General features: G+C 70.0%; 16 protein-coding genes. 13 read left to right on the top strand and 3 right to left on the bottom strand.

Annotation, left to right across the window (positions count from 1 at the left end):
* Positions 1–64 precede the first annotated feature (64 nt).
* The 12 genes from AACX88_RS01100 (at position 65) to AACX88_RS01045 (ending at position 17,652) form a co-directional block, all read left to right on the top strand.
* The gene (locus tag AACX88_RS01100; protein ID WP_339391247.1) at positions 65–2,431 is read left to right on the top strand and encodes a helix-turn-helix transcriptional regulator; all 2,367 of its coding nucleotides are present in this window, start codon (positions 65–67) and stop codon (positions 2,429–2,431) included.
* Between the two features lie 447 nt (positions 2,432–2,878).
* The gene (locus tag AACX88_RS01095) at positions 2,879–5,416 is read left to right on the top strand and encodes a LuxR C-terminal-related transcriptional regulator (RefSeq protein ID WP_167560624.1); all 2,538 of its coding nucleotides are present in this window, start codon (positions 2,879–2,881) and stop codon (positions 5,414–5,416) included.
* A gap of 214 nt (positions 5,417–5,630) precedes the next feature.
* Positions 5,631–7,625: a polysaccharide biosynthesis protein gene (locus tag AACX88_RS01090; protein WP_339391246.1), complete on the top strand. Its 1,995-nt coding sequence runs from the start codon at positions 5,631–5,633 to the stop codon at positions 7,623–7,625.
* A gap of 16 nt (positions 7,626–7,641) precedes the next feature.
* Positions 7,642–8,784, top strand: a complete 1,143-nt coding sequence (locus tag AACX88_RS01085) for a GNAT family N-acetyltransferase (protein WP_063249612.1) — start codon at positions 7,642–7,644, stop codon at positions 8,782–8,784.
* A complete protein-coding gene (locus AACX88_RS01080; RefSeq protein ID WP_339391245.1) occupies positions 8,781–9,920 on the top strand; it encodes a GNAT family N-acetyltransferase in 1,140 nt (379 codons plus the stop codon). Before AACX88_RS01085 ends, AACX88_RS01080 begins: the two co-directional genes overlap by 4 nt.
* Before the next feature lies 1 nt (position 9,921).
* A complete protein-coding gene (locus tag AACX88_RS01075) occupies positions 9,922–10,962 on the top strand; it encodes a sugar transferase (protein WP_082834893.1) in 1,041 nt (346 codons plus the stop codon).
* The gene (locus AACX88_RS01070) at positions 10,959–12,143 is read left to right on the top strand and encodes a DegT/DnrJ/EryC1/StrS family aminotransferase (RefSeq protein ID WP_063249615.1); all 1,185 of its coding nucleotides are present in this window, start codon (positions 10,959–10,961) and stop codon (positions 12,141–12,143) included. Before AACX88_RS01075 ends, AACX88_RS01070 begins: the two co-directional genes overlap by 4 nt.
* Positions 12,144–12,279: 136 nt before the next feature.
* Positions 12,280–13,875, top strand: a complete 1,596-nt coding sequence (locus AACX88_RS01065) for a tyrosine-protein kinase domain-containing protein (protein ID WP_339391244.1) — start codon at positions 12,280–12,282, stop codon at positions 13,873–13,875.
* Positions 13,872–14,936 carry a glycosyltransferase gene (locus AACX88_RS01060; protein WP_339391243.1) on the top strand — a complete coding sequence of 355 codons (1,065 nt, stop codon included), beginning with the start codon at positions 13,872–13,874 and terminating at the stop codon, positions 14,934–14,936. The genes AACX88_RS01065 and AACX88_RS01060 overlap by 4 nt, the downstream gene beginning before the upstream one ends.
* Positions 14,933–15,952, top strand: coding sequence for a glycosyltransferase family 2 protein (locus tag AACX88_RS01055; RefSeq protein ID WP_082834894.1), 1,020 nt, complete (start codon positions 14,933–14,935; stop codon positions 15,950–15,952). The genes AACX88_RS01060 and AACX88_RS01055 overlap by 4 nt, the downstream gene beginning before the upstream one ends.
* On the top strand, positions 15,949–16,551 hold the full coding sequence (locus AACX88_RS01050; protein WP_063249620.1) for an arsenate reductase/protein-tyrosine-phosphatase family protein: 603 nt from the start codon (positions 15,949–15,951) through the stop codon (positions 16,549–16,551). Before AACX88_RS01055 ends, AACX88_RS01050 begins: the two co-directional genes overlap by 4 nt.
* Positions 16,552–16,554: 3 nt before the next feature.
* Positions 16,555–17,652: an EpsG family protein gene (locus tag AACX88_RS01045; RefSeq protein WP_063249622.1), complete on the top strand. Its 1,098-nt coding sequence runs from the start codon at positions 16,555–16,557 to the stop codon at positions 17,650–17,652.
* Between the two features lie 16 nt (positions 17,653–17,668).
* Here AACX88_RS01045 and AACX88_RS01040 read toward each other — a convergent pair whose 3' ends face one another.
* The 3 genes from AACX88_RS01040 to AACX88_RS01030 form a co-directional block, all read right to left on the bottom strand.
* Positions 17,669–18,715, bottom strand: coding sequence for a polysaccharide pyruvyl transferase family protein (locus AACX88_RS01040; RefSeq protein WP_063249624.1), 1,047 nt, complete (start codon positions 18,713–18,715; stop codon positions 17,669–17,671).
* On the bottom strand, positions 18,712–19,947 hold the full coding sequence (locus AACX88_RS01035; RefSeq protein ID WP_339391242.1) for a lipopolysaccharide biosynthesis protein: 1,236 nt from the start codon (positions 19,945–19,947) through the stop codon (positions 18,712–18,714). The genes AACX88_RS01040 and AACX88_RS01035 overlap by 4 nt, the downstream gene beginning before the upstream one ends.
* 117 nt (positions 19,948–20,064) lie before the next feature.
* Positions 20,065–21,267 carry a lipid II:glycine glycyltransferase FemX gene (locus tag AACX88_RS01030; RefSeq protein WP_063249628.1) on the bottom strand — a complete coding sequence of 401 codons (1,203 nt, stop codon included), beginning with the start codon at positions 21,265–21,267 and terminating at the stop codon, positions 20,065–20,067.
* 229 nt (positions 21,268–21,496) lie between these two features.
* Between AACX88_RS01030 and AACX88_RS01025 the strand changes: the two genes are divergently transcribed.
* Positions 21,497–23,812: a helix-turn-helix transcriptional regulator gene (locus AACX88_RS01025; protein ID WP_339391542.1), complete on the top strand. Its 2,316-nt coding sequence runs from the start codon at positions 21,497–21,499 to the stop codon at positions 23,810–23,812.
* Positions 23,813–23,839 lie beyond the last annotated feature (27 nt).

Raw genomic sequence — 23,839 nt, 5'->3', positions numbered from 1 at the left:
CGAGCCTCATCGAGCTCGTCCACGCCGAACGCGGCGGCCGCGAGCTCTGGGTGCGCGGGGACGCGTGCTCGCCGAGAGTCCGTTCGGCGCCTTCGGCCTCGCCGTCGACCTCGCCGACGACGAGGGGACGCTGCTCAACCGCGTCGTCACCATGCTCACGGCCGGCGACGAGCCGCCCGTCGTCTTCGTCGACGACGCCCACCACCTCGACGACGCGAGCGTGAGCGTGCTCAGCCAGCTCGCCACCGACGGGGAGATCCGCATCGCCGTGACCGTCCAGCCTGCGGTCGACGGCCGCTCCCCGCACTTCCGGGAGCTCGTCGCCGACGGCCTCCTCCACCACGTCCTCCTCGACCCGCTCCACGAGGACGATGTCACGGCGATGCTCGAGCACCACCTCGGCGGGGTGGTGTCACGGGGAGTCATCGACGCGACGATGTTCCTCACCATGGGGGTCCCGGTCCGGGTCCTCGAACTGCTCAGGTACGCCCGGCAGTGGAACCGGTTCCGCCTCCGGCACGGGGTGTGGCTGCTCGACGGACTCGACATCGCCTACGACGAGCGGGTCCGCGACGTCATCTCCTACCACCTCGCCCGCTACAGCGATGAGCAGCGGGGCGCGCTCGAACTCGTCGTCCTCGCCGGCGAGGTCGAGGTCGAGCTCATGCTCAGCGCCGGCTACGGGGAGGCCGCCGACGACCTCGTCGCCGCCGGGGTCATCGGGCTCGAGTCGCGGGGCTCGCCCGTCTACGTCGCCCTCGAATCCCATTCGACGGAGACGATCCGGGTGACCGTTCCCGTCGGACGCAGCCGCCGGATGTTCGAACTCGTCGAATCCGCCCCCGGCACGCCCTCCCAGCGCTCGCGGATGCTCCGCGCCGACTGGGGCCTGAGCTGCGGGGCGAGGATCTCCCTGCGGGATTCGATCGACGCGGCCCGGATAGCGATCGCCCTCGGCGAATGGCATCGGGCGCTGCGGATCCTCCGCGGGGTGCCGTTCGAGGCGATGGACCCGCAGGAGCTCTTCGACCTCGGTCGCCTCTACTGCGACGTCAACCTCGTCCCCGTCGGCCTCGACATCCTCGCCAGGACGGTGCGTCGGGCGCAGACCCCGTTCCTCGTCCTCGAGGCCTTCATCGTGTGGATCTTCCGGGACGTCGGACGCGAATCCCCCTCGCTGTCCGTCGACGACTTCCTCACCGCACTCGACCGGATCGCGGCCGCCGCGGACGGGGACGCCGAGGTCCTCGCGCAGATCGACCTCACCCGCGTCATCCTCGACCGGGTCAGCCGGCTCACGTGGGCGCGCCTGTCCGGTGACGACGTCGTCGACGCCCGGTGGATGACGACCGAGGAGGTGCCGGAGACCCTGCGGGTGAGCATCGCGATCGCCTTCGCCTCGAAGGAGCTCGAACGCGGCCGCGGAGAGGATGTGCTCGACCTCCTCGAGGAGACCGAGGCGAAGATGACGACCATCGGCACGCCGCTGATCATGCTCGACTGCTTCCGCACGTGGGCGATGCTCCAGGCCGGCAGGCGGAACGAGGTGAGGGACGGGCTGAGCGAGGTGCGCAGCCAGGACCTCGCGTTCCTCGCCGCCTCGAGCGGGCCGCGCGACCTCGTGCTCGCCCGCATCCTCGGCCAGGAGGGGCGGTGGGCCGAGTCCGCCCGACGTGCGGCCGCCGCGGTCGAGGCCTTCGAGTACTGGAACCAGCAGCAGTTCATGGCCTTCGCCCTCGCCCAGGCCGAGTATTCGGCGATGATGAGCGGCAACGCCGAAGCGGCCGACGACTTCGATGCGCGCTTCGTCCGCCTGCCCGTGGCCAACGTCTACCTCGAGGGCGGCCGTGCGCGAGGCCTGCGGCTCGTCGCGCGCGCCGTGCTCACGGGAGAGCAGTCCTACCTCGACGCCCTCGCCGAGGTGCTCGCGGAGGCCGAGGCCGAAGAGGAGTTCGCGCTCGCGATGCGGCTGCGGCTCGAGCTGCTGCGCCACTTCGGCCTCTACGACGCCGAGGCGATCCTCGCGCTCGCCGCCGCTGCCGGCGAGAGGGACCGGTGGCGCCTCGGATCGCTTGGGGCAGCCCTGCGGAATGAGGACCCTGAGGCGCTCACGGCGCTCGCCGACGACCTCGGCGGGATCGGACCCGACCTCGCCGAGCGCTGCCGCGAGATCGCCGAATCCTGGCGTGAAGAGCCCCCGACGCACCCCCACCGCGTCCAGGAGGAGGCCGTCGAGCTGACGAATCGGGAGCGGCAGATCTCCCGGCTCATCGTCGCCGGCCTGTCGAACGCGGAGATCGCCGAGGAGCTCGGCGTCGCGGTGCGCACCGTCGAGGGCCACACCTACCGGATGTACCGCAAGCTCGACATCACCTCCCGGTCGGAGGTGGCCGAGGCGCTCAGCCGCCTGCGGACCGACCGGCCGGGATGAGCCAGCGGACAGACGCGAAATCGCAGATCAACGGGCCGGCCGCCACCGCACGATCGAGTAGGAGAGAACGACACGCAGGGAATTCGAGTAGTCACCGGCTGTCACGCAATCGTCATCAGCGAGTGATCGAGTAGTGACATTCCGGCAACCGGCGGGCACATTCGAGTATCCGCCGAGAATTATCCCGTAATGACCACCTGGTGACCGGTGGGACGGCTCACGAAGATGGGGTGCATGCACATCCCCGCATATCCCCAGAATCCCCAGTCATCCCATCCCCACGCGTCGGTCCCGCCGCAGCGGAGCCGACCCGACGAAGCCGATCCGCGCACATCGCGATCGAGCAGGCCGGGCGAACTCGCACGGCTGCGGACGCTCCTGGAGCGTCATCGCGCCGCTGCGGTCGTCGGCCGGACCGGCCTCGGCAAGGCCTCTCTCCTCCGAGAGGTGGAAGCAGAATGGTCGGGACCGGTCCTGCGCGTCCACTTCAGCCACTCCGAGCCGGGCAGCGACTGCTCCGGAATCGACATCCTCCTCACCTCGCTCGGGGCGATCGACAGCCGCACCTCGGTCGCCGACCTCGCGCACGACCGCGGCGAGGACATCGCCGATGCCGCCCAGTCGGCGCTGCGCGGAGCCGGAATCGCCGACGACGCGCTCATCGTCGTCGCCGGAGCCGACCGGATGGACGGACCGTCCCAGGCGGTCCTCGGCCAGATGCTCAGGCGCGCGCAGTCCGGGTGCGCGAACTTCGCCGTCTCCGCGACCTCCCTTCCCGACGACGGACCCCTCTCGCTCATCCCCACCGTCGAACTCCGGGAGTTCAGCCGCGACGAGCTCGTCGCCGCGGCCCAGGACCTCTGCGAGGGCCGGCTCGCCCCCGAGGCGGCGCACCTCGCCGCGGCCACCGCGTGCGGACGTCCGCTCGCGCTCGAGAGCATCGTCACGGAGATGAACCGACGGGAGCGGCTCGGTGACGGTCCGCTGACCATCCCTGTGCGCCTCGGCGACACCGGGGCATCGATCCTCCGCGACGTCCTCGGAAGCCCCGGCCCGCAGACGATCACCCTGCTCCGACAGCTGTCCCTGGCACCGGCAGCGCTGTGGGGACCCCTCGCCGCTCGGATCCCGGGTCTGTGGGAGATCGTCGACGACCTCGAGACCCGCGACATCATCGAAAGGCGCGGCCCGCACCTGCGCATCACCAACCACCTCGTCCGCGCCTGGGCTCACCAGTCGATGGGGTCGAGCGAGCGCATCGCCGGCCACGAGCAGCTCGCCGAGGACTCCGCAGGCATCGACCCGCGCCTCGAGCACTGGCATGCGTCCTTCGCGCGGCCGACCGAGCAGACGGCGCCGACGCTCATCGACGACGGCAGGACGCTCATCACCGAGGGGACCGGCCCGGCCGGAATCGAGTTCGTCGAGCGGGCGATGCGGGTGAGCACCGACGACGAGTCCCTGGCACCGGCCCTCATCGACATCGCATGGCAGCTCTACGAGCGCGGCGAGTTCGTCTTCGCGAGCCGCTATGTGCGCATCGCCGGCCAGTCGGATTCGCCCGCGCTCGCGGTCCGCGCACGGACGCTGGGCATCCGGATCGCCTTCGCCCAGCGCCAGACCCTGCCCTCCCACCTCATCAACAGCTGGTCGAAGAGGGAACGCGCCGAAGCTCCCGCCGAGGTCGCCCGCCTCCAGCTCACCCTGAGCATGTGCCGCTGCGAACGCGGCGAATACGCGGAGGCCGAAGAGCTGCTGCGCGAGGCGCGCGGGGCCGTCGACCACCTCGGCGAGGACGGGCACCGGCTGCTCGAGGCGGCGACGATCCGGCTCGAGAGCGCCCGCGGCACGGACCGGTCGGCGGTGCGGAGCTTCACGGCCCTGCGCGACCACGACGGTGACGACCTCGACCCCGAGTTCGTCCTCGCGGTCGCCTCGGGGCTCATGCTCACCGAGCACTTCGACTCGGCCCAGGCCGCGCTCTCCCTCCTCCGTCGCAGCAGCGGGGACGGAACGATCTGGCGTCTGCAGGCGCGCTGCCTGCAGGCCGAGACCGCTGTGCGTGCGGGCCGCCTGCGGCTGGCCGACGAACTCATCCGCGCCGTCGTCGCAGACAGCGTCACCCTGCCCGACGTGCGGCCTGACCGGGTCCTCGTCCTCCGGACATGGGCGCTGCTCATGCACGGTGCCGCATGCGACGCCGAACCCGTCGAGGAGCGGCTCGCCGCCCTGGCGACGACGTCGGAGAACCGCCGCCTGCTCGCCGAGCTCAACGCCCTGCAGGGAAGCTGCCTGCTGCGGATGGGCTACCCCGCTGAGGCCGTGCGCCATCTGCGGCGATGCGACGAACTCTCCGCGAACGAGGTCAATCCCAACGTCCGCCGCCACGAAGCCGACCTCATCGAGGCCCTCGTCGAGATCGGACGCAGAGAGCACGCGGCACTCCTCGTCCAGCAGCTGCGCAAGCGGGTCGAACGCTGTCCCTCGCGGTGGGCGGAACTCGCCCTGCGCCGGGGCGAGGCCCTCCTCGCCTCCGGGGACAAGGGCAACGAGCTCTTCAACCTCGCGCTGCGGTCGTGGGGCGCCCAGGACTCCCTCTACGAGAAGGCGCTCACCCACACCGCCTTCGGCAGGCGCCTGCAGCAGCTCGGGTCCGATTCCCGTGCCCGGGAGCAGTTCCTCGCCGCCGAGGCGATCCTCACCGAGCTCGGGGTCGAGGGCTCCGCGCAGTCGCCGGGTCCGCCTGCGCCGGCTCCCTCCGAACCCCCGGTCCACCCGCAGCTCGCCGAGCTCAGCGAGGAGGAGCTCAAGGTCGTCGAACTCGTCAGGGCGGGGCTGAAGAACAAGGACATCGCCGGCCGGGTCTTCGTCTCCCTGCGCACCGTCGAGCTCCGTCTCACGGCCGCCTACCGGAAGCTCGGAGTGGGGTCGCGGACCGAACTCGTCTCCCTCCTCGCCGGCAATCCCAGGCTCGCCGCCGTCTGAGCACCCGACTGGCGGCAGTCCGCACAGCCCGCGCGGATGCCCGCAGAACCGCTCCCGCATCGGGTTCGCGGCGCGGACACCGCCATAGCGTGGAGGCGATCGCGAATCCCCCGAGAGGCACGGTTCCGCTGCCGCCGACTTCAGCCGGCCGCAGCGAGAACGCCGCCCGAGGGCGAGAGCGCACCGCAAGTCCCATAGTGCATTGGAGTTCGCAATGACAGCATCCGAACACCCCGATCCGGCGCCTGGAGCGCTCTCGGGAAGTCGGTCGTCACGACTGGCGATGGTGATCTGGGAGAACAAGACCTGGCTGCAGATCGTCTTCGACGCCTCCGCCTGGGTCCTCGCCGGAGGGCTGGCGTGGCTGGTCCTCGGCTTCGAGTGGATCAGCGGGCCGACCGTCGGGATGGTCCTCGCCGTGGCCCTGGCCCTGCAGCTGCTCGTCGGACTCAGCCTCGGCCTCTACCGGCGCCGCTACCATTACGGCAGCTTCTCCGAGTTCGGCGGGCTCGTCCTCGTCTGCCTCGCGGTTGCGTGCGCCCTCATGCTCGTCACCGCCGGTGACGCGCCGTTCGTCCTCCTCTTCGTCTTCGCCGCCCTCATCCTCATGTCGGGCACCCGCTACGTCATCCGCTGGGTGCACCAGTTCGCGACGCGGCCCCGGCAGGGGGAGAGGGTACTCGTCGTCGGTGCCGGCGACGCCGCGGAATCCCTCATCCGGCAGATGCTCTCGGATCCGCAGGGCGCGTACCTGCCCGTCGGCCTCATCGACGACGATCCGCGCAAACGGCACCTGAGCATCCACGGGGTGCGGGTGCGGGGCACGAGCGACGACATCGCCGAGGTGGTCGACTGGCTCAACGTCTCCGGCGTCATCGTCGCGATCGCCGACTCCGATGCGCGCTTCCTCCACGCGTGCCGCAACAGCCTGCAGATGACCGGCCGCTGGCTGCGCACCATCCCGCCGCTGGCCGAACTCGTCGACCGTCGGGTGCAGATCGCCGACATCCGCGACCTCAGGGTCGAGGACCTCATCGGCCGCAGTCCCATCCACACCGATCTCACCGAGATCGCGGAGACGATCGCCGGACGGCGCGTCCTCGTCACCGGTGCGGGCGGTTCGATCGGCAGCGAACTGTGCCGGCAGCTGTCCTCGCTGGGACCCGAGTCCCTCATCCTCCTCGATCGCGATGAGTCCGCGCTCCACGGGGTCGAGCTCACCCTCTTCGGCTCTGCGCTCCTCACCTCGCCGAACACCATGCTCGCCGACATCCGGGACCGGGAGGCCCTCGACCGGATCTTCGCCGCGACGAGACCGCAGATCGTCTTCCACGCCGCGGCCCTCAAGCACCTGCCGATGCTCCAGCGGTTCCCGCAGGAGGCGTGGAAGACCAACGTCCACGGGACGCTCAACGTCCTCGAGGCCGCAGCGGCGGCCGAGGTCGAGACCTTCGTCAACATCTCCACGGACAAGGCGGCGGCGCCGACGAGCGAGCTCGGACGCAGCAAGCGGGTGGCCGAGCAGCTGGTCAGCGGCTTCGCAGCGCGATCGGCCGGAACGTACCTGTCCGTGCGGTTCGGCAATGTGCTCGGCTCCCGCGGGTCCGTGCTCCACTCGTTCCAGGAGCAGATCCGCCGAGGCGGTCCCGTGACCGTGACCGATCCCGAGGTCCGACGGTTCTTCATGACCATCCCCGAAGCCTGCCAGCTCGTCCTCCAGGCCGCTGCGATCGGGGAGGACGGCACCATCATGGTCCTCGACATGGGCGAACCCGTGCGCATCGACGACATCGCCCGCAGCCTCGTCGCCATGTCCGACCGCTCTGCCGACATCATCTACACCGGACTGCGTGAGGGCGAGAAGCTCGACGAGGAGCTCTTCGGCGACTACGAGGGTGCGGTCGTGCGGGTCCACGAGCGGATCAGCCGCGTCGAGGCTCCCGCGCTCGACCACCGGATCCTGCCGGGGCAGTCGGCATCACGACAGGTCATCGACCTCTTCTGCGCCCAGACCTGCACCACCGGACTCGAACGGCCGACCGAGGCGGAGCCGACGCAGTCCCCGGTGCTTGCGTCCGTGAGCGTGCGCTCTGAGAGCGAAGATGCGGGAGATGCCACTGAGAAGGGTCTGCCCGAAGCGAACGATGACACCCGAGAACTCCTCGAAGCCGTCCGCCGACGCTTCGTGGGTGAACCCAATGCCGTCTGACCCGAGTGAGGACACCATGCACATCGACGACGACCTCGCCGACACCGCCTTCCACATCGTCGGCACCGATTCGACCCACGGCTACGAGACGTGGCTGGACGCCTGGCACCGCTGTGCCGCCGGCGACGCCTTCTCCCACCCCGACTACCTGGCGACCCTCGCCGCTGAGGGGGAGACGCCGTTGGCCGCCGTCTTCGACGACCGCTCCGGCTCCCACGTCCTCTATGCCTTCCTCCTGCGCGAGGTCACCCACGATGCCTGCGGACGGCCGGTGACGAGCGAGTGCTACGACGTCGCCGCGCCGCTGCTCTACGGGGGTCCTCTGCTGAGCTTGGGCCATCGGGCGGACACCGCCGAGGTCAGTGATCGGTTCTGGCGGCGGTTCCGCCACTGGGCCCTCGACAAGGGGGTCGTCACCGAGTTCCATCGGGAGAATCCGCTCGCGGACTCCTCGCTCGGCTACCCGGGAGACCACATCGAGCAGGCTCCGCACGCGGTGAAGAGCCTCGAGGGCCGCACCATCGACGAGCTTCTCGCCGACGCCTCGAAGAGCTATCGGAGAACCCTGCGGAAGGCGGAGTCCTCCGGAATCCAGGTGGTCGTCGACGAGAGCGGAGAGCGGCTCGAGGACTTCCTCCGGCTGCACCGCGAGACCCTGGACCGCAACGGCGCCGATGAGCGGTTCTACCTCGACCGTGACTACTTCGCGATGCTCCATCGTGAGTTCGCCGGCAGCTTCGCCTACATCTACGCGCTTGAGGACGGCAGAGCGACCTCGGTCGAATTCATCCTCTTCTGCAACGACATCGCCTATGCGCTCCTCGGCGCCTCCGATGCGCAGGGCCTGCGGTCGGGAGCGAACAGCTACCTCGTCATGCAGGCGTTCCTCTACGCCCAGTCCCGTGGAGTCGCCGACTACGTGCTCACCGGCGGAGTGACGAACACCGAGGACGACAGCCTCCTGCGCTACAAGCTGTCGATGGCCAAATCCGGGCGCCGACGCTATCGCACGGCGCAGCAGGTCATCGATCCGGCGCGCTATTCGGAGCTGAGCTGCCCGCACACCACGGACAGCTTCTTCCCCGTCTATCGATCCGCGCAGCACAGCTGCACGCACCAGGGAGAGACCGAGAGCCGGACGACGGAGGTGTCGGCATGAATGCGCAGTGGAAGGTCCTCTGGGCCGAGGCGGCGACGGACCGGGAGGAATGGATCGGACTCTGGTCCGCCTTGGCGGAGCGACATCCCTTCGCCCACCCGGACGTCTGCTCACTGCTGCGCGCCGGGGGCGGACAGCTCGCCGCCGCGGTCATGACCGTCGGCGACGGATACGTCCTCTACCCCTTCTTCCTCCGCGAGATCGATGCGGAGCTCACGGCAGCGGCGGGCGGCGAACGGATGTTCGACATCATCTCGCCCTACGGCTACGGGGGACCGCTGCACTGGGGCATCAGCGACATCGACGGGGCCTCCGCGCAGTTCTGGCGCATGTTCGATCTCTGGGCGGACGAGAACTCCGTCGTCAGCGAGTTCTCACGGCTCACCCTCTTCACCGAGACGATGCTGCCCTACCAGGGCACGACGCGCAGGCGCCAGACGAACTACGTCCGCGACCTCAGCGTCCCTGCCGACGACCTCGGTCAGAAGGTCGCCCCGAAGGTCCGCAGCAACGTCCGCCGCGCCCTGCGCGAGGGCGTCACCACGGTCATCGACACCGAAGGCGAGTTCGTCGACGACTTCGTGCGGATCTACACCGAGACCATGGAGAGGCGCGACAGCGCGGACTGGTACCGCTTCGAGCGCCCGTTCTTCGAGGGGATCCACGCAGCGCTGCCGGGCCAGTTCGCCTACGTCTACGCCCAGCACGAAGGCCGCCTCGTCTCCGTCGACCTCCTGCTCTTCGGCAGGGAGGACGGATACTACTTCCTCGGCGGCACCGAGGCGGCGGCGTTCGGCGTGCGGCCCAACGACCTCGTGAAGATGGAGTCGATGAAGTGGCTCCAGGCGCAGGGTCGACGTCGGTACGTCCTCGGCGGCGGCGTCACCGCCGAGGACAGCCTCGAACGCTACAAGCGCGGCTTCGCCCTCGATGGGCAGTACGACTACTTCACGGGCGAACGCATCCTCTCACCGGGCCGCTACGAGGAGCTGCTGGAGGCCCACCGGCGCCGCCTGGCGGCGAACGGACTCGACTTCGACGAGGCGAGCGACTTCTTCCCCGCCTACCGGCGCGGTGCCGAGGCGCTGAGCCCGACGGAACCGGTTGTCAGGCAGACCGCTGAGGCGAGGTCCTGAGATGGCCTACCCTCATCTCAAACGCGCCATCGACGTCACCGGAGCGGCCTTCGGGCTCCTCGTCCTCGCTCCCGTCATCGCCGTCGTCGCCGGTCTCGTCCTCGTCGCCCACGGCGCGCCGGTGATCTTCACCCAGGAGCGGGTCACCGAGGGCAACCGGATCTTCCGCCTGAAGAAGTTCCGCAGCATGCGGCCGCTCGACCCGGGACGCGGATGGACGGACGACTCGGCTCGACTCACGGCTCTCGGTCGCTTCATCCGGGCGACGAGCCTCGACGAGCTGCCGAGCCTGTGGAACATCCTCGTCGGGGACATGAGCCTCATCGGACCCCGACCCCTGACGACCGAGTACCTCCCCCTCTACACGCCCGAACAGTCCCGACGGCACGCCGTCCGCGGCGGACTGAGCGGACTCGCCCAGGTCAGCGGCCGCAACGCACTGTCCTGGGACGAGCGGTTCGACCTCGACGTCGAGTACGTCGAGACGATGAGCCTGCGCACCGATCTGCGGATCCTCGTGCGCACCGTGCTCACGGTCTTCCGCCGCGACGGTGTCAGCCATCCCGGGAGTGCGACGATGATCAGCTTCGGAGGCAGCATGCGCTCGGACCTCATCGAGTTCGAGCAGATCGCCCGCACCCGGGAGCTCACCCAGTGGATGGCGCGGACCCGAAGCGGCGAACGCGTCGGCCTGTGCGAGATGGTCGGCACCGGCGACGCGGCTCGGATCATCCGCTTCCTCCCCGATCCGACTCATTCCGCGCTCGAGGACGATGAGCACGAGTCGCTGTGCCGCGAAGTGCTGCGTCTGCTGCTCAACCGGGTCCGGGCGACCGACGCCGACTATGCCTTCTGCCCCGCTTCGACGGCCGCCGGCGCGCCCCACCTCTACCTCGCCTCCGGCTTCCGGCCCATCACCGACCCGCGCGGGACCGTGCCGCTTCCGCACCCCGCGTCGCCCGCACGCGCGGGCGAGGAATACCTCTGCTGCGCACTGCGGACCGAAACCCACCCGACCACCGAACTGAGGATGGCGTCATGACGATCTCCGATGCCGAATCGACCACCGAGACCCGGACACCCGAGATCGGGCGGATCCCGCTGTCCACCCCCGACGTGGGAGCACTCGAGGAGGAGTACCTGCTCAGCGCCTTCCGCAGCGGGTGGATCGCTCCCACAGGGCCCGATCTCACGGCCTTCGAAGCGGAGCTCGCCGCCACCGTCGGCGTCCGGCACGCGGTGGGACTGTCGTCGGGAACCGCGGCCCTCCACCTCGGACTCCTCGGTCTCGGGGTCCGACCGGGCGACCGGGTGCTGACCTCGACGATGACGTTCGCCGCGACGGCGAACGCGATCACCTACTGCGGGGCGGAACCGGAGTTCATCGACTGCCGATCCGACGGGAACATGGACCCGGCGCTGCTCCACGACGCCCTCCGCACAGCCGCCGGCCGGGGACGCCTGCCCGCCGCCGTCGTCCCCGTCGACCTGCTCGGACGGCCCGCCGACTACGACCGGATCCTGCCGATCGCCGCGGAGTTCGGCGTCCCCGTCCTCGTCGACGCCGCCGAATCGCTGGGCTCGCTCCACTCCGGTCGGGCGACGGCGAGCATGGGACAGGCGGCAGCGGTGTCCTTCAACGGCAACAAGATCATGACGACCTCAGGTGGAGGAGCGCTGCTCACCGACGACGGCGACCTCGCCGCGTACGCGTCCTACCTCTCCGCCCAGGCGCGGCAGCCGGTGGCCCACTACGAGCACACCGAGGTCGGGTTCAACTACCGTCTGAGCAACCTCCTCGCCGCCATCGGCAGGGCCCAGCTCACCCGTCTCGAATCGATGATCGTCCGCAGGCAGGCGAACCGGGCCGCCTACCTCGAGCTCTTCGCAGGGACCGAGGGCATCGCGCTCTTCGGTGCGGACAATCCGCACCCGGACAACGCGTGGCTGACCGCCGTGCTCATCGACGACGAGGTCACCGGCTTCAGCGCCGAGGAGCTGGGCAAGCGGCTGGCCGACCATGACATCGAGACCCGCCCGCTGTGGAAGCCGATGCACCTCCAGCCGGTGTTCACAGGCTGCGTCATGCACGGCGGAGAGACCGCGGAGGCCCTCTACGCGACCGGCCTCACCCTGCCCAGCGGCTCCGCGCTGAGCCCGAGCCAACTCGATCGGGTCCTCTCCGTCATCGCCGAGGTCCTCTGCGGAGGGCCGCACCGGTGATGCGGCAGCCCGTACCCTCAGGACCGGTCGGCGGTGCCGACCGGGTCCGCGTGCCTAGCCTGGAACGAAGGCAGTCACCACGCCCCACCCGCGCTGCGATCCCGATCCGCAGTCGCCGACCCGAGTGGAACGAGACATGAGACTCAAGGAATTCCTTCGCATCATGAGGCGCAACGTCGCCCTCATCATCATCGTGACCCTCCTCGGAGGAGCAGCCGGCCTCGCCTACGCCCTGCTCAGACCGACGACCTACACCTCGCAGACCGAGATGTTCGCGTCGGTCTCGACGTCCGGCGACCCGTATCAGATGCAGATGGCGTCGAACTTCATCCTCGAGCGGATCCAGACCTATGTCGACATGGCGGGGTCCCGCCCCGTCCTCGAACCGGTCATCGACCGACTCGACCTCGGCGTCACCCCCGAGGAGCTCGACTCCCAGGTGACGGCGTTCAGCGACCCGCGCACGGTGCTCATCACCGTCGAGGCGACAGCGGCCACGCCGCAGGACGCCGCCGAACTCTCCGATGCCGTGGCCGAGAGCCTCGTCACGGTCATCGACGACGTCGAGAACCAGGGCGATGACGGGACGGGTCAGATCCAGCTGCGGGTCTCCAACCCTGCGGTGCCGGCAGCGCAGGCGGACGGCCTGCCGCTGTGGATGTGCGTCGGACTCGGACTGCCCGTCGGTCTCGCCGTCGGGCTCGGCATCGCGCTGCTGCGGACGAACCTCGACGGCCGCCTGCGGGCCAAGGAGGACCTCGAACCGATCACCTCGGCGCCGGTGCTCGCCGCGATCCCCGCCGACGCACGGATCGCCGAGGAGCCCCTCATCAGCGACATGGGCCTCGACAACGCTCGCGGGGAGGCGTTCCGGCGGCTGCGGACCAACCTCGGATTCGCCCAGGTCGACGACACGAACCCGGCGGTGCTCATCACCTCGGCCAAGGCCCAGGAGGGCAAGTCGTCGACGAGCATCAACCTCGCCATCTCCCTCGCCCAGGCGGGCAGTCGGGTCGCCCTCGTCGACGTCGACCTCCGGCAGCCCACGGTGGCCGACAAGCTCGGACTCGAGAACTCCGCGGGCCTGACCACCGCCCTGCTCGGGTCCGCCGACGTCTCCGAACTCCTCCAGCCCTGGGGCCAGGACGAGCTCTACGTCCTCACCGCCGGTATGATGCCGCCGAATCCCGCAGAGCTCCTCGACTCGCGTGCGATGGGCACGCTCATCACCCGCCTGAGCGGCGAGTTCGACTTCGTCATCCTCGACGGCCCGCCGCTCCTTCCCGTGGCCGACTCCCTCACACTCTCCAAGTACGTCGGCAGGGTCCTCCTCGTCGCCAGCGTCGGAGAGGTCAGGATCAGCGAACTGCAGGAGGCCCTGCGCAGTCTCGATGTGCTCGACGTTCCGGTCAACCTCGTCCTCAACCGGGTGCCGAGGTCGTCGGCGGAGACGAGCGGCTACTACCAGGTCTACTCGAGCAGGTCCCAGGATGTGCCGCCGCGGCACCGCCGCGGCTCCGGCTCACCTCTGCCCGACGACGACGGAGGCTCCGACCTCACCGTCGACGGTTCGGAGGCGACCGCCGATCGTCTCCGGCCCCGGCGGGGTTCGGGACCCACGGTCCCGACCGTGTGGCCGCTTCCCGAGGACGCGACCGAACCCGTACGATTCGGCCACTCCGACGCCCTGACGAGGCGCGAGAGCCTCGCGCAGGGAAGAAGGCTGTCGTGAGGATCGGCCTGCTCGCCAGCGTCGGACACATGGTCGATTCGTTCTTCCCCGAGATCATCGAGACGTGGACGGCCGCAGGGCATTCGGTGTCCGTCGCCGCGGGGACGCCGACCGCGGACGGGGACAGCGTCGTCATCTCCGGTCTCGGCAGGCGCCCCGGCCCGGGCGCCGTGACCGCGTGGGCAGGACTGCGCAGATGGGTTCGCAGCGAACGCCTCGACGTCGTCGTGACCAACTCGGCGACCGCCTCGGCGCTGGTGCGCACCGCCCGACTCGAGGTCCCCGTCGTCTACTTCTGCCACGGTCTGCACTGGAACACCGGCACCGAACTCGGCGACCGGGTGTGGCAGCAGGTCGAGCGGGCCCTGCTGCGCCGCACCGCCGGGGTCATCGCCATCAACTCCGACGACCATGCCTGGTTCGGGCAGCGGTTCGACCCCCAGCGGCTGCTGCGCCTGCGCTCGGGCGTCGGCCTCGACCTCGAGAGGTACCGCTCCGGTGAGCCGCTGCCGCAGTCCGCGGACGACCGACTCGAACTCGTGTGGATCGGGGAGTTCAGTGCCCGGAAGCGTCCGCACCTCGCCCTCGACGTCGTGCTCGGGTTGGAGTCCCGGGGGGTCGACGTGCATCTGCGGATGATCGGAGACGGCGACCTGCGGTCGGCGACCCGTGAACGCATCCGGCGGCTCGGACTCAGCGGACGCGTCACCGCGGACGGGCCCGATACCGTGGTCGATGCGCTCACCCACAGCCATGGCCTCCTCCACACCTCCGCGTGGGAGGGTCTGCCGCGGGTCATGCTCGAAGCCGTCGCCGTGGGGCGGCGCGCGTACGCCTTCGACGTCAAAGGCGTCCGGGACGTCCCCGAGGCGGTGCTCGCCGCCGACGGCGACGCCGGTGCGCTCGCCGTCGCCGTCCACGCCGACTGGGCCTCGGGCCGGATGACGGCCCCGCTCGACTTCGATCGGGCCGACCTCGACTACCGTCTCACCGGCGACGCCGTGCGCTCCTTCCTCGAAGGGCTCACCGACCGGCGCACCGCAGGTCAGGGTGTGCGATGACGGGCAGGGAGGCCATGGTCTCGGTCATCGTCCCCGTCTACAACGGGGCGTCGAATCTGCGGTCGACGGTCGCATCGGTGCTCGCCCAGCGCTACTGCAGCTTCGAGCTCATCCTCGTCGACGACGGTTCGACCGACTCCTCGGGAGCGCTCATCGACGACCTCGCCGAGGCGGATGCCCGGATCCGCGCCCTGCACCAGCCCAACCAGGGGGTCTCCGCAGCCCGCAACCGCGGAATCGAGGAGGCGACAGGCGACTGGGTCGTCTTCCTCGACGCCGACGATCAGCTCGTCGACCCGCTGCTCTTCGACGCCGTCGTCCGCGCCGGTGCCGACGACGCCGACATCGTCTGCTTCGCCTCGAGTGACGACCCGGCGCTCGGCGCGGCAGCGGGGACGCGGACCACTGACCTCCGACTCCGGGCGAGTCTGTCCGAGAGCAGCGACGTGCGCCTCGACGAGCACACCGTGGCGCAGATGATCGCCGATGAGTCGGCGAACGCCGTCTGGGACAAGGCCTACCGCCGCACGGTCATCGAGGCGGGAGCCGTGCGTTTCGTCGACGGCATCAGGATGGGCGAGGACCTCCTCTTCAACCTCGCGTGCATCGACCGCGCCGAGGTGGTGCGCACGGTGCCGATCCTCGGCCACTGGTACCGCCGGAACAGCGCCGGTTCGGCCACGGCGCGGTATCTGCCGGACAAGTTCGCCGATCTCACCGAGGTCGGTCGTCGCCTCGAGGAGTGGGCGCAGAGCACGGCCTCCCCCGACATCATCGCGGCGGTCGAATTCATCAGGGCCAAGAACGTCTTCTCGTGCATGCGCGACCTCCATCGCCCCGACTGCGAGATCCCCCGTGACCAGAGACTGGCGGTCGCGAAGAGGTATCGGGTGCAGGTGCCCTCGGTCAGGGTGCGCGGCCTGGGCGCGGGCAGGCGTCTGCTCAGCTCCGCCTACAACCTCCTCGGCTACCGGACGATGTACCGCGTCACCGGGCTCGTGGGCGGCCTGCGATGACGGGCAGCTGGGAGATCGACGTCGCACCGTTCCGCATCCTTGCCGTGTGCACGGGCAACATCTGCCGATCGCCGTTGGTCGAGCAGCTCCTCCAGCGCGGCCTCGACCAGATCGCGCCGATGCAGTTCGCGGTCTCGAGCGCCGGTACGAACGCGATGGCCGATGACACCGTGCCCCCGGAGATCGCACGGATCGCCGACCGGCACGGGTTCACCCTTGAGGGTTTCCGGGCCGAACGACTCGACCCGCGGCACATCCGCGACGCCGACCTCGTCCTCACGATGGAGCGGGCGCAGCGGTCGATGGTCGTCCAGATGGCCCCCGGTGCGCTCAAGCGCACGTTCACCCTCAGAGAGTTCGCCCGCATCCTTCCCCTCGTGCCGCCCGAGGACAGCTCCTCGCCGATCGAGCGATGGCAGTCCGTCGCCGCCCTCGCCCAGCGCTACCGGCGGCGGGCTCCCGGGGACGGAGGAGACGACGACGTCGTCGATCCCATCGGCCGGTCCGAGGCCGTCCACCAGACCATGCTCGACGAGATGCTGCCGGCGATCACCACTCTCATCGAGTGGGAACGCCGCCTCGGCCGGATCGGGGCGTGAGCGATGTTCCTCGTCTCGTGGTTCGGGCTCGTGACCCTGTGGATCGTCGGCTTCTGTCTCGTCGGGGAGGGCTCGAAGTTCCGGCATTGGAGCAATGCCGTGTTTCCGGTGGCCTCGCTGGCGACGATCATCGTTCTCGCTGCGGCCCCGGCGAACTACGACGTCGTCGACAAGACCCGCTATGCCGCCGAGTTCGAGACGATGAGCTTCGCCGAACCCGGAGAGGTCTTCGACACCACGGTGACCGACGGGAGGGAGCCAGCGTTTCTGCTCGTGAACTGGCTCATCGGCTCCTTCACCCATGACGCGGACGTGTACTTCCTCATCGTCGCCGCCTTCTGTGCGATCATGCTCACGATCGCCCTGTGGATGATCCTCGGGTCCGGGTGGCAGACGGCCGTCGTCCTCTACGTGACCGTGTGCTTCGGATTCTTCCTCGACTATTCGAGCTTCCTCGTCCGTCAGGGCCTGTCGATCTCGTTCCTCTTCCTCGGTCTGGCGCTCGTCCTCCGCAATGCCAGGGTCGTCTGGATCCTCGTCGTCCTCGGACTCGGTCTCCTCTTCCACTGGTCGGCCATCGCGCCTGCGATCGTCATCCTCGTGGTCAGGCTGGTGCGCCTGCGCACGGACATCCTCCTCGGGGCGTGGGTGATCTTCAGCATCGCCTACTTCACGGGCCTCAACGCCCGCCTGGCCGGTCCTCTGGGCTCGGGCATCGAACAGATCGAGGTCTACTCCGACTCCGAGCTCGCGCGGTCGTATTCCGGCGGCACGAACCGGCCCATCTTCTGGCTCCTGAGCGCAGGGCCGCTGTTCGTTGCCTACGCCGCCGTGAAGAGGCGCCTGGCCCATCTTCCGGAGTGGTATCCGAAGCTGCTCAACGCCTTCATCCTCCTCAACTGCTACTTCCTCGCGCTGGGTTTCGTCTACTTCAGCGACCGGCTGGCGGCGTTCTCGTGGTCGCTCATCCCCGTCCTCGTATCGGTGCCCGTCCTCAGGTACACGGGGCGGTTCCACACGGTGCTCAGCCTCGCACTCCTCGTCGCCTTCGGAGCCTGGGCACTCTACTTCGGATCGTTCGGGACCCTGCTCAACCGCTGATCGCCTCCGCGACCTCTCACCCGTCGGCGCGTGTGTAGGTGCGCAGCGCGCGCTCGCGGTACTCGGCCGGCGTCCGACTCCACACCGCTGCGCGGCCTTGTTCGGGACCGTGGTCGGCGACGGCGAGGGTCGGCGAGAGCTCGGCGAAGCCCGAGACGAGGAAGCCGTCGCTGAGCCCGATGTCGCGGGCGAACGCACCGCACTTCTCGTGGTGGTCGACGATCGCGAAGGGGACTCCGAGGAGGTACGCGGCGATCGCTCCGTGCAGGCGCTGAGTCCAGACCAGGGCGGATGACCTGAGCACGGCGATGACCCCTTCGATCCCGATGTCGCCGTAGTCGAGGACGCGGACCTGCGCTCCCTTGGCGCGCAGGCGCGCGGCGACGGCATTCGCGGCGTCGAGATCGCCGAGGCGGGGGTGGGAGTTGAGCGCGAGCACGGTGATCTCGCCGTCGTGCGCGCCGAGCGCTGTGGCCACGTCCTCAGCGAGGTCGGCAGCCGGCACGTTCGCGGCTCTGGAGGGACAGATCGTGATGCGCCCCTCCTGGGTTCGACCGGTCCGTCCCCGTCCGGGAGCGAACCGGCGGTTGAGGGCTGCGAGGTCGCCGCCGAACTCCGCGCGGCCGTCGAGTCGCTGCAGCGATTCCTCGTCGCGAACGACGACCCTGTCGAATCCGCGCAGGGCGCGAACCACGTCTCGGCCGTCGACGGGCGAGGAGAACGGACCGACCGACACCCCCAGCGCCTCGAAGGAATGGCGGGGGAAGAAGCGGGAGCGCAGTGCTGCGGTGCCCGAGAGGTCGGAGAAGACGGATCCTCCGCAGTAGGCGAAGGCATCGGACCACACAGCCCCGTGCACGGCGGTGCGCAGTCGGCGGACGCGGGAGGCCGGCGAGGGCTCCGACAGGTTCGCCCGCCGGCCCTCGAACACTCGCACTCTGCTGTCGGGCCACATCAGTGAGGCCCGATCCACGCAGGTCTCCCGGAAGAGGTCATCGCCGAAGTTCCCCCACCCGAAGTAGCCGAGGAGCTGAACCCTGGCCGGCGCATCGACGCGTGTCATGACATCCCCGCTCTCTGTCTGAGCGTCGGTGCCTGAGCGAACGGCTCGGGGCGCGAGAGGGCGTCGGCGCCGACGTACCTGGCGGTCGCACCGACGAGTACTGCCAGGCTTCCGGCTTCGACGGGACCGAGCCCGAGGGCCCCTCCGGCGGCACCAGCCGCCGCGACGCCGACGATCGACCCCGCCCCGACGATCGTCATCACCCAGTACCGGTTGAGCACGAGGTGGAGCGAGGAGAGGAGATAGGTCGGCAGTACGATCACTGCGGCGAGTGAGAGGAAGAGCACCGAGAGGCGGCTGATGTCGAAGGTGGGCCCGTAGACGAGGGCGAGGAGCTGCGGCCCGATGACGACGGCGAGGCCGACCAGGGGTGCGAGGACGGCCATCGACACGACGCTGTTCCGGCGGATCGACTGACGGAGCAGGGCAGGGCCCGATGCCTCGAACCGACGGCGGAAGTCCGCGAGGAGGGTGATCTGCACCGAGGCGCCGAGGAGGTTGGCGAAGGTGACGAGGTACGCCGCGCTCGAGTAGACGCCGATGTCCGCGGTGGTGCCGAGCCAGCCGACGATGGCGATCGGCAGATACGTGAGGATCGATTGGATTCCCTGGGACAGCGCCAGCGGCGATCCGTGTCGGAGCATGCAGCGGAACTCGTCGCTCAACGGCGTCCCTCCGGTGTCGTCGACGGCAGCGGTCAGCCGGCGCCCGAGCAGGACCGTCGCCGCCGCACCGGCAAGGGCGACTACAGCCGCCGCGGCGACGGCGACTTCGACCGAACTCCCCAGAGCCATGATCACCGTCGTCACGGCGGCGGTGGCGAGAGCATCGACGATGAGGAGGACACCGAAGGTCCGGAGGCGTTCGGCGCGCTGGAGTCGAGCGAAATACAGGTCGGCGATCGAGTTCGCGATCTTGATGACGAGAACCGCCGTGCCGATCACCCACGCGGTCTCGGGTACGACTGCGAAGAGGACGACTGCGGCGAGACCGCTCGCGATGACCATCCCCGCGGTGCGCACTGCGAGGTAGACCGGCCATCGCACGCTCGTCTGCAGGGTGATGTAGAGATTCCGCAGACCCAGTTGGGCGATGACGAACAGAGGAGTCATGAAGGCGACGAGCGACGAGTACACGCCGACGGCCTGGGGGCCCGCGTGCCTGGCGAAGAGCCAGATGAGGTACCACTGCGCCGTGGCGACCATGATGTTGCCCACGGTCACGAGGAGCATGGATCCGCGCCTACCGGCCATGTCCCTCCCCTCCGAAGTCGCTCGTCGCCGGGCACGGCGATGACCCGGTTGCGGAAACCCGCACCCTGCCTGCGGATACGCTCGTCGGATCGGCTGTCATCCGGCCGACCTCCGACCGCCCGCGGCGGCACCTGTGCGGATCGGAGTCGGAATCGACCACGTCCATGGGCGCGCCTGGAGGCGGGCGCGCAGAGGCAGCAGCCGGGCGAAGGCGGCGTAGACGAGCGGCTGCAGCGGACGGTCCCAGACACCGAGGCATTCGTGGGCGTCGGCGCCCATCCCGGCTTTGAAGCGGATGAGACCGGTGGCGTGATCGTCCTCGTCAAGGGTGTCCTCGACCCCGCCGAGGTCGAGGATCTCAGCCCCGTCGGCGATGGCGCGGCGGATGATCGTCCAGTAGGCGGCGTTCGACGCACGCGTCTCCGGCTTCGCCGCGCTCGTCGCCGCGAGCACGCCCTGCACCCGCCGCCCGATGCGCGCCGTGGCGTTCGCGGCGATCGCGGTGCCCTCGTGGCGGGCGATGTCGAGGGCGAAGCCGCCGGGGAAGTCCCGGCTCATCGCCTCCCAGATCGCATCGATGTGGCTGCGCGGCTGCGGGGCGAACCCGTTCCGCTCGGCCGTTTCGACGAAGAGACGGTGGACGTCGCCGAGGTCGTCGCGCCCTCCCGGGGTCACCTCGACCCCCTCCCGCGCCGACCGGCGGATGTTCTTCCGCCAGGCCTTCGTCATCCTTGCCTGCACGGCCTCCTCGGTGAGCCCGTCGAGGCGGAGGTGGAAGTTCAGGTGCGGCTGGCTGGCGTCCGCCTCGGCGTCGTCGATGACCTCACGCCATCCGGCCTCCCGCAGCGCGGCCGCGAGATCGAGCGCGCTCCGGGAGACGTCGTCGGGCGGCAGCTGGGAGAACCGGGTGATCCCCGGGTCGGCGGCGCCGGCCCGCACGGTCTCGGCGTCCCACCGCCGCAGGGTCAGGGCGGGGGAGATGCGCAGGCCGAAGACGCGCCGGGTGCGCAGATGGGCCTCGAGAGCGGTGAGGAGGTCGAGAGCCTCCGGTGCAGACCAGTCGATGAGCGGTCCCTGCGGGATGTAGGCGAAGCGCAGATCGACCCCGGGCAGGCGACGGTACCGGATGACGGCGGCGGCGACCGGCTGGTTCCCGGAGTCGAACCAGCCGACGAGTTCGTGGTCCCAGTCGGCGCTGCGGACCCGGCTCCATTCCGAGGTCTGCTGGTAGCTGGCGCCGTCGGTGCGATCGAGGAATCCGCGGAACTCGTCAGGGCGGATCGTGCGAACGGTGTGCATGGTCTTCAGCGTACGGCCGGCTGAGAGGCCGCTTCTACGCCCGGGCACCCGCCTTTCGCCGACCCGCACAACCCTGACGGCTTCCCGCAGGCTGTCGCGGAAGCGCCGTCCGCGCACGTGTGCCTGCCCGAGAATGATTCCACTGCTCCGGGTCGGTAAGCGATCGGTCCGGAGCCGCGACGGGGACGCATGCCCTCGTCCGTGCTGTGGATCGGAGAGAGGGACCGTGATGTACGTCGATGTGCGCGACACTGGTTCGCCCCGCCGAGGTGGAGGTCTGGAGAAGATGGTCTCGATTGCCGACTCCGGTCAGGACGAAGGGTCCGACCGGACGACTGCGGACTTCGCCGACGCCCTCGGCGTCGCCGACCAGGAGTTCGCCGCCGAGCTCCTCTCCGCCAGCGGCGGCGACCTCGTCCTCGGGCGCACCGCCGTCGAAGCGGCTGCCGGTGCGGACTTCGCCGTCGACCTCAGCTCCCGCAGCTTCGCCGACTACGTCGCCTCGCTCGCTCCCGCCCCGGCGCTCGAGCTGAGCACGGCCGATGTCTGGGTTGCGAGAGTGCTCGCGCACCTGAGCTCGTTCACGGAGCAGACCGCGCTGCTCGCGCTCACCTCCGTCCCCGCCGGCGTCGAGACGGAGCTCTGGGACGCCGAGGGGGTGCTCATGCGCCTGCGCATGGCCGGGGTCATCGTCGCCGACGGGGAGTCAGGCGGCAGACGGTACCTCCGCGTGCCGTCGCTGCTCGCCGCCGCCTACCGCCGCGACGTCGCTCCCACGGCGGAGGAAGGCCTCATCAGCCGGCTCGTCGCCGTGCTCAACGACCATCTCGAAGGCGCCGAGGCGGTCGAACCGGCCATCCTCTCCGACGTCCTCACCCTCGCCCGCCGGGCCGGACTCTGGCACGACCTCGTCCGCCTCTCGGAGTCGATCGGTCTGCCGATGTTCCTCCTCACCCCCGCCTCGGCGTGCATGGCCTTCGCCGGACTGCCCGCCGAGGCGCTGCGTGCGGAACCCGAGCTCGGACTCCTCTCACGGCTGGCCGAGGACGTCCTCGGCCGCCTCGGCGGGGGAGTCGGCGAAGGGACGATCAGGGAGGAGGAGCTGCGCGAGGCCGTCGCCGCAGAGACTCGGCAGGGGCGGATGCGGGAGCTCTTCGTCTCCTCCGGGACGGCGGGAGGTGTGCGCCCCGACGGTGAGGCGGAGAGCAGGGAGGCACGGGCGGACGGCCACGCGGCGCCAGAGAGTGAAGCGGCGGGGCCGCTCGAGACGATCCGGGCCATAGCCGAGCTCGCGGCGGCCGGGCGGCATGCCGAGGCCGTCGAGCTCGGGCTCTCCGCCAGGGTGCGCCCGGGCGCCAGGCGTGCCCAGCTGACCATCCGCCTGCTCACGGCGATCAGCGCCGTCCACGACAGTCGGCTCTCGAAGGCGCTGTCGATCCTCCACGACGTCGAGGGCCAGGCGAGCGTCCGCCACGTCGACGGGGACTTCCTCCTCCCCGCGGCCCTCGCATGGTCGGCGCTCGCCGCGGCCACGGGCGCCGACCACGAACGCGCCGACCGTCTTCTCGCCCGCCTCGCGGGACAGCCTCCGACACTCGTCGACGACATGGTCCATCCGGCGTGGAGCGCGGCCGCGGCGGTGCGCGCCCTCGACCGCCTCGACCTCGAGGGGGCGCGGAGGAGCATCGACGACCTCGCCGCCGCCCCGCAGGGCTGGGGGCTGCAGGCCATCGTCCCCGTGTTCGGGCGGATCCTCGCCGTGCTCTCGGCGACGACGGAGTCGGCGCTGCTCTTCGCCAACGACGAGGTCGAGACCCACGGTGAGTTCCCGATCCCCTCGGAGACGGAGAAGGACCTGCTCTGCGCGAGCCGCAGCCTCATCTTCATCGCCCTCGGCCAGTTGCGATGGGCGGAGGTCGAACTCGACCAGATGTCGGCCGACTCCGCGATCCGCGTCGTCCAGAGCGTGCGGGTCGAACTCGTCGCCGGCCGCGTCGAGAGCGCGATCGCGCTCGCCGACACGTGGTTCTACCATCGGATGCTCACGCCGTCGGGCCGTGCCGACCTCGCTGCGCTCAAGGCGGCTGCCCTGAGCCGACTGGGACGCGACGCCGAGGCGGTGGCCGAGCTGCGCACGGCGATCGGGCTCTCGGCCTGGGTGAGCTCCCTGCTGCCCCTGGCCCTGCTCCCGTGGCACGACCGGATCCGGCTCCTCGACCTCAGCGCCGACGACCCTGCGTGGGACGGGGCGCTCGAGACGTTCTCCGGCGACTTCGCGACCCGCGACGCCCTCTTCGCACGGCTGCGGGAGGTCGGGACGATCACCGTGAGCGAGACGTCGATGCCGCAGCTGAGCGACCCGGAGACGCGGCTGCTCACCCTGCTCGCGTCCGGGCTGACGATCGCGGAGATCTCGACCGAGCTCCATCAGGTGCCCGGAACGGTGAAGAATCGGCTCTCGGCTCTCTACCGCAAGTTCGGGGTCTCGAGTCGCGCCGAGGTCGTCGCTCGCGCGAGCTCGCTGGGATTCGTCACCCCGAGCTGAGCCGCGGCAGTCCGCCTGTTCGCAGCG

It is taken from the genome of Brevibacterium metallidurans (assembly GCF_037101285.1).
Lineage (GTDB): Bacteria > Actinomycetota > Actinomycetes > Actinomycetales > Brevibacteriaceae > Brevibacterium > Brevibacterium metallidurans.
The sequence above is the reverse complement of the archived record's forward strand: the minus strand, read 5'-3'. Positions and strand labels throughout refer to the sequence as shown.

Excerpts from the sequence above, each read along its gene's own strand:
- AACX88_RS01065 (WP_339391244.1), top strand. The coding sequence starts at position 12,280 with ATGAGACTCAAGGAATTCCTTCGCATCATGAGGCGCAACGTCGCCCTC.
- AACX88_RS01085 (WP_063249612.1), top strand. The coding sequence starts at position 7,642 with ATGCACATCGACGACGACCTCGCCGACACCGCCTTCCACATCGTCGGC.
- AACX88_RS01080 (WP_339391245.1), top strand. The coding sequence starts at position 8,781 with ATGAATGCGCAGTGGAAGGTCCTCTGGGCCGAGGCGGCGACGGACCGG.
- AACX88_RS01025 (WP_339391542.1), top strand. The coding sequence starts at position 21,497 with ATGTACGTCGATGTGCGCGACACTGGTTCGCCCCGCCGAGGTGGAGGT.
- AACX88_RS01050 (WP_063249620.1), top strand. The coding sequence starts at position 15,949 with ATGACGGGCAGCTGGGAGATCGACGTCGCACCGTTCCGCATCCTTGCC.
- AACX88_RS01070 (WP_063249615.1), top strand. The coding sequence starts at position 10,959 with ATGACGATCTCCGATGCCGAATCGACCACCGAGACCCGGACACCCGAG.
- AACX88_RS01075 (WP_082834893.1), top strand. The coding sequence starts at position 9,922 with ATGGCCTACCCTCATCTCAAACGCGCCATCGACGTCACCGGAGCGGCC.
- AACX88_RS01090 (WP_339391246.1), top strand. The coding sequence starts at position 5,631 with ATGACAGCATCCGAACACCCCGATCCGGCGCCTGGAGCGCTCTCGGGA.
- AACX88_RS01040 (WP_063249624.1), bottom strand. The coding sequence starts at position 18,715 with ATGACACGCGTCGATGCGCCGGCCAGGGTTCAGCTCCTCGGCTACTTC.
- AACX88_RS01045 (WP_063249622.1), top strand. The coding sequence starts at position 16,555 with ATGTTCCTCGTCTCGTGGTTCGGGCTCGTGACCCTGTGGATCGTCGGC.
- AACX88_RS01035 (WP_339391242.1), bottom strand. The coding sequence starts at position 19,947 with ATGCTCCTCGTGACCGTGGGCAACATCATGGTCGCCACGGCGCAGTGG.
- AACX88_RS01030 (WP_063249628.1), bottom strand. The coding sequence starts at position 21,267 with ATGCACACCGTTCGCACGATCCGCCCTGACGAGTTCCGCGGATTCCTC.
- AACX88_RS01055 (WP_082834894.1), top strand. The coding sequence starts at position 14,933 with ATGACGGGCAGGGAGGCCATGGTCTCGGTCATCGTCCCCGTCTACAAC.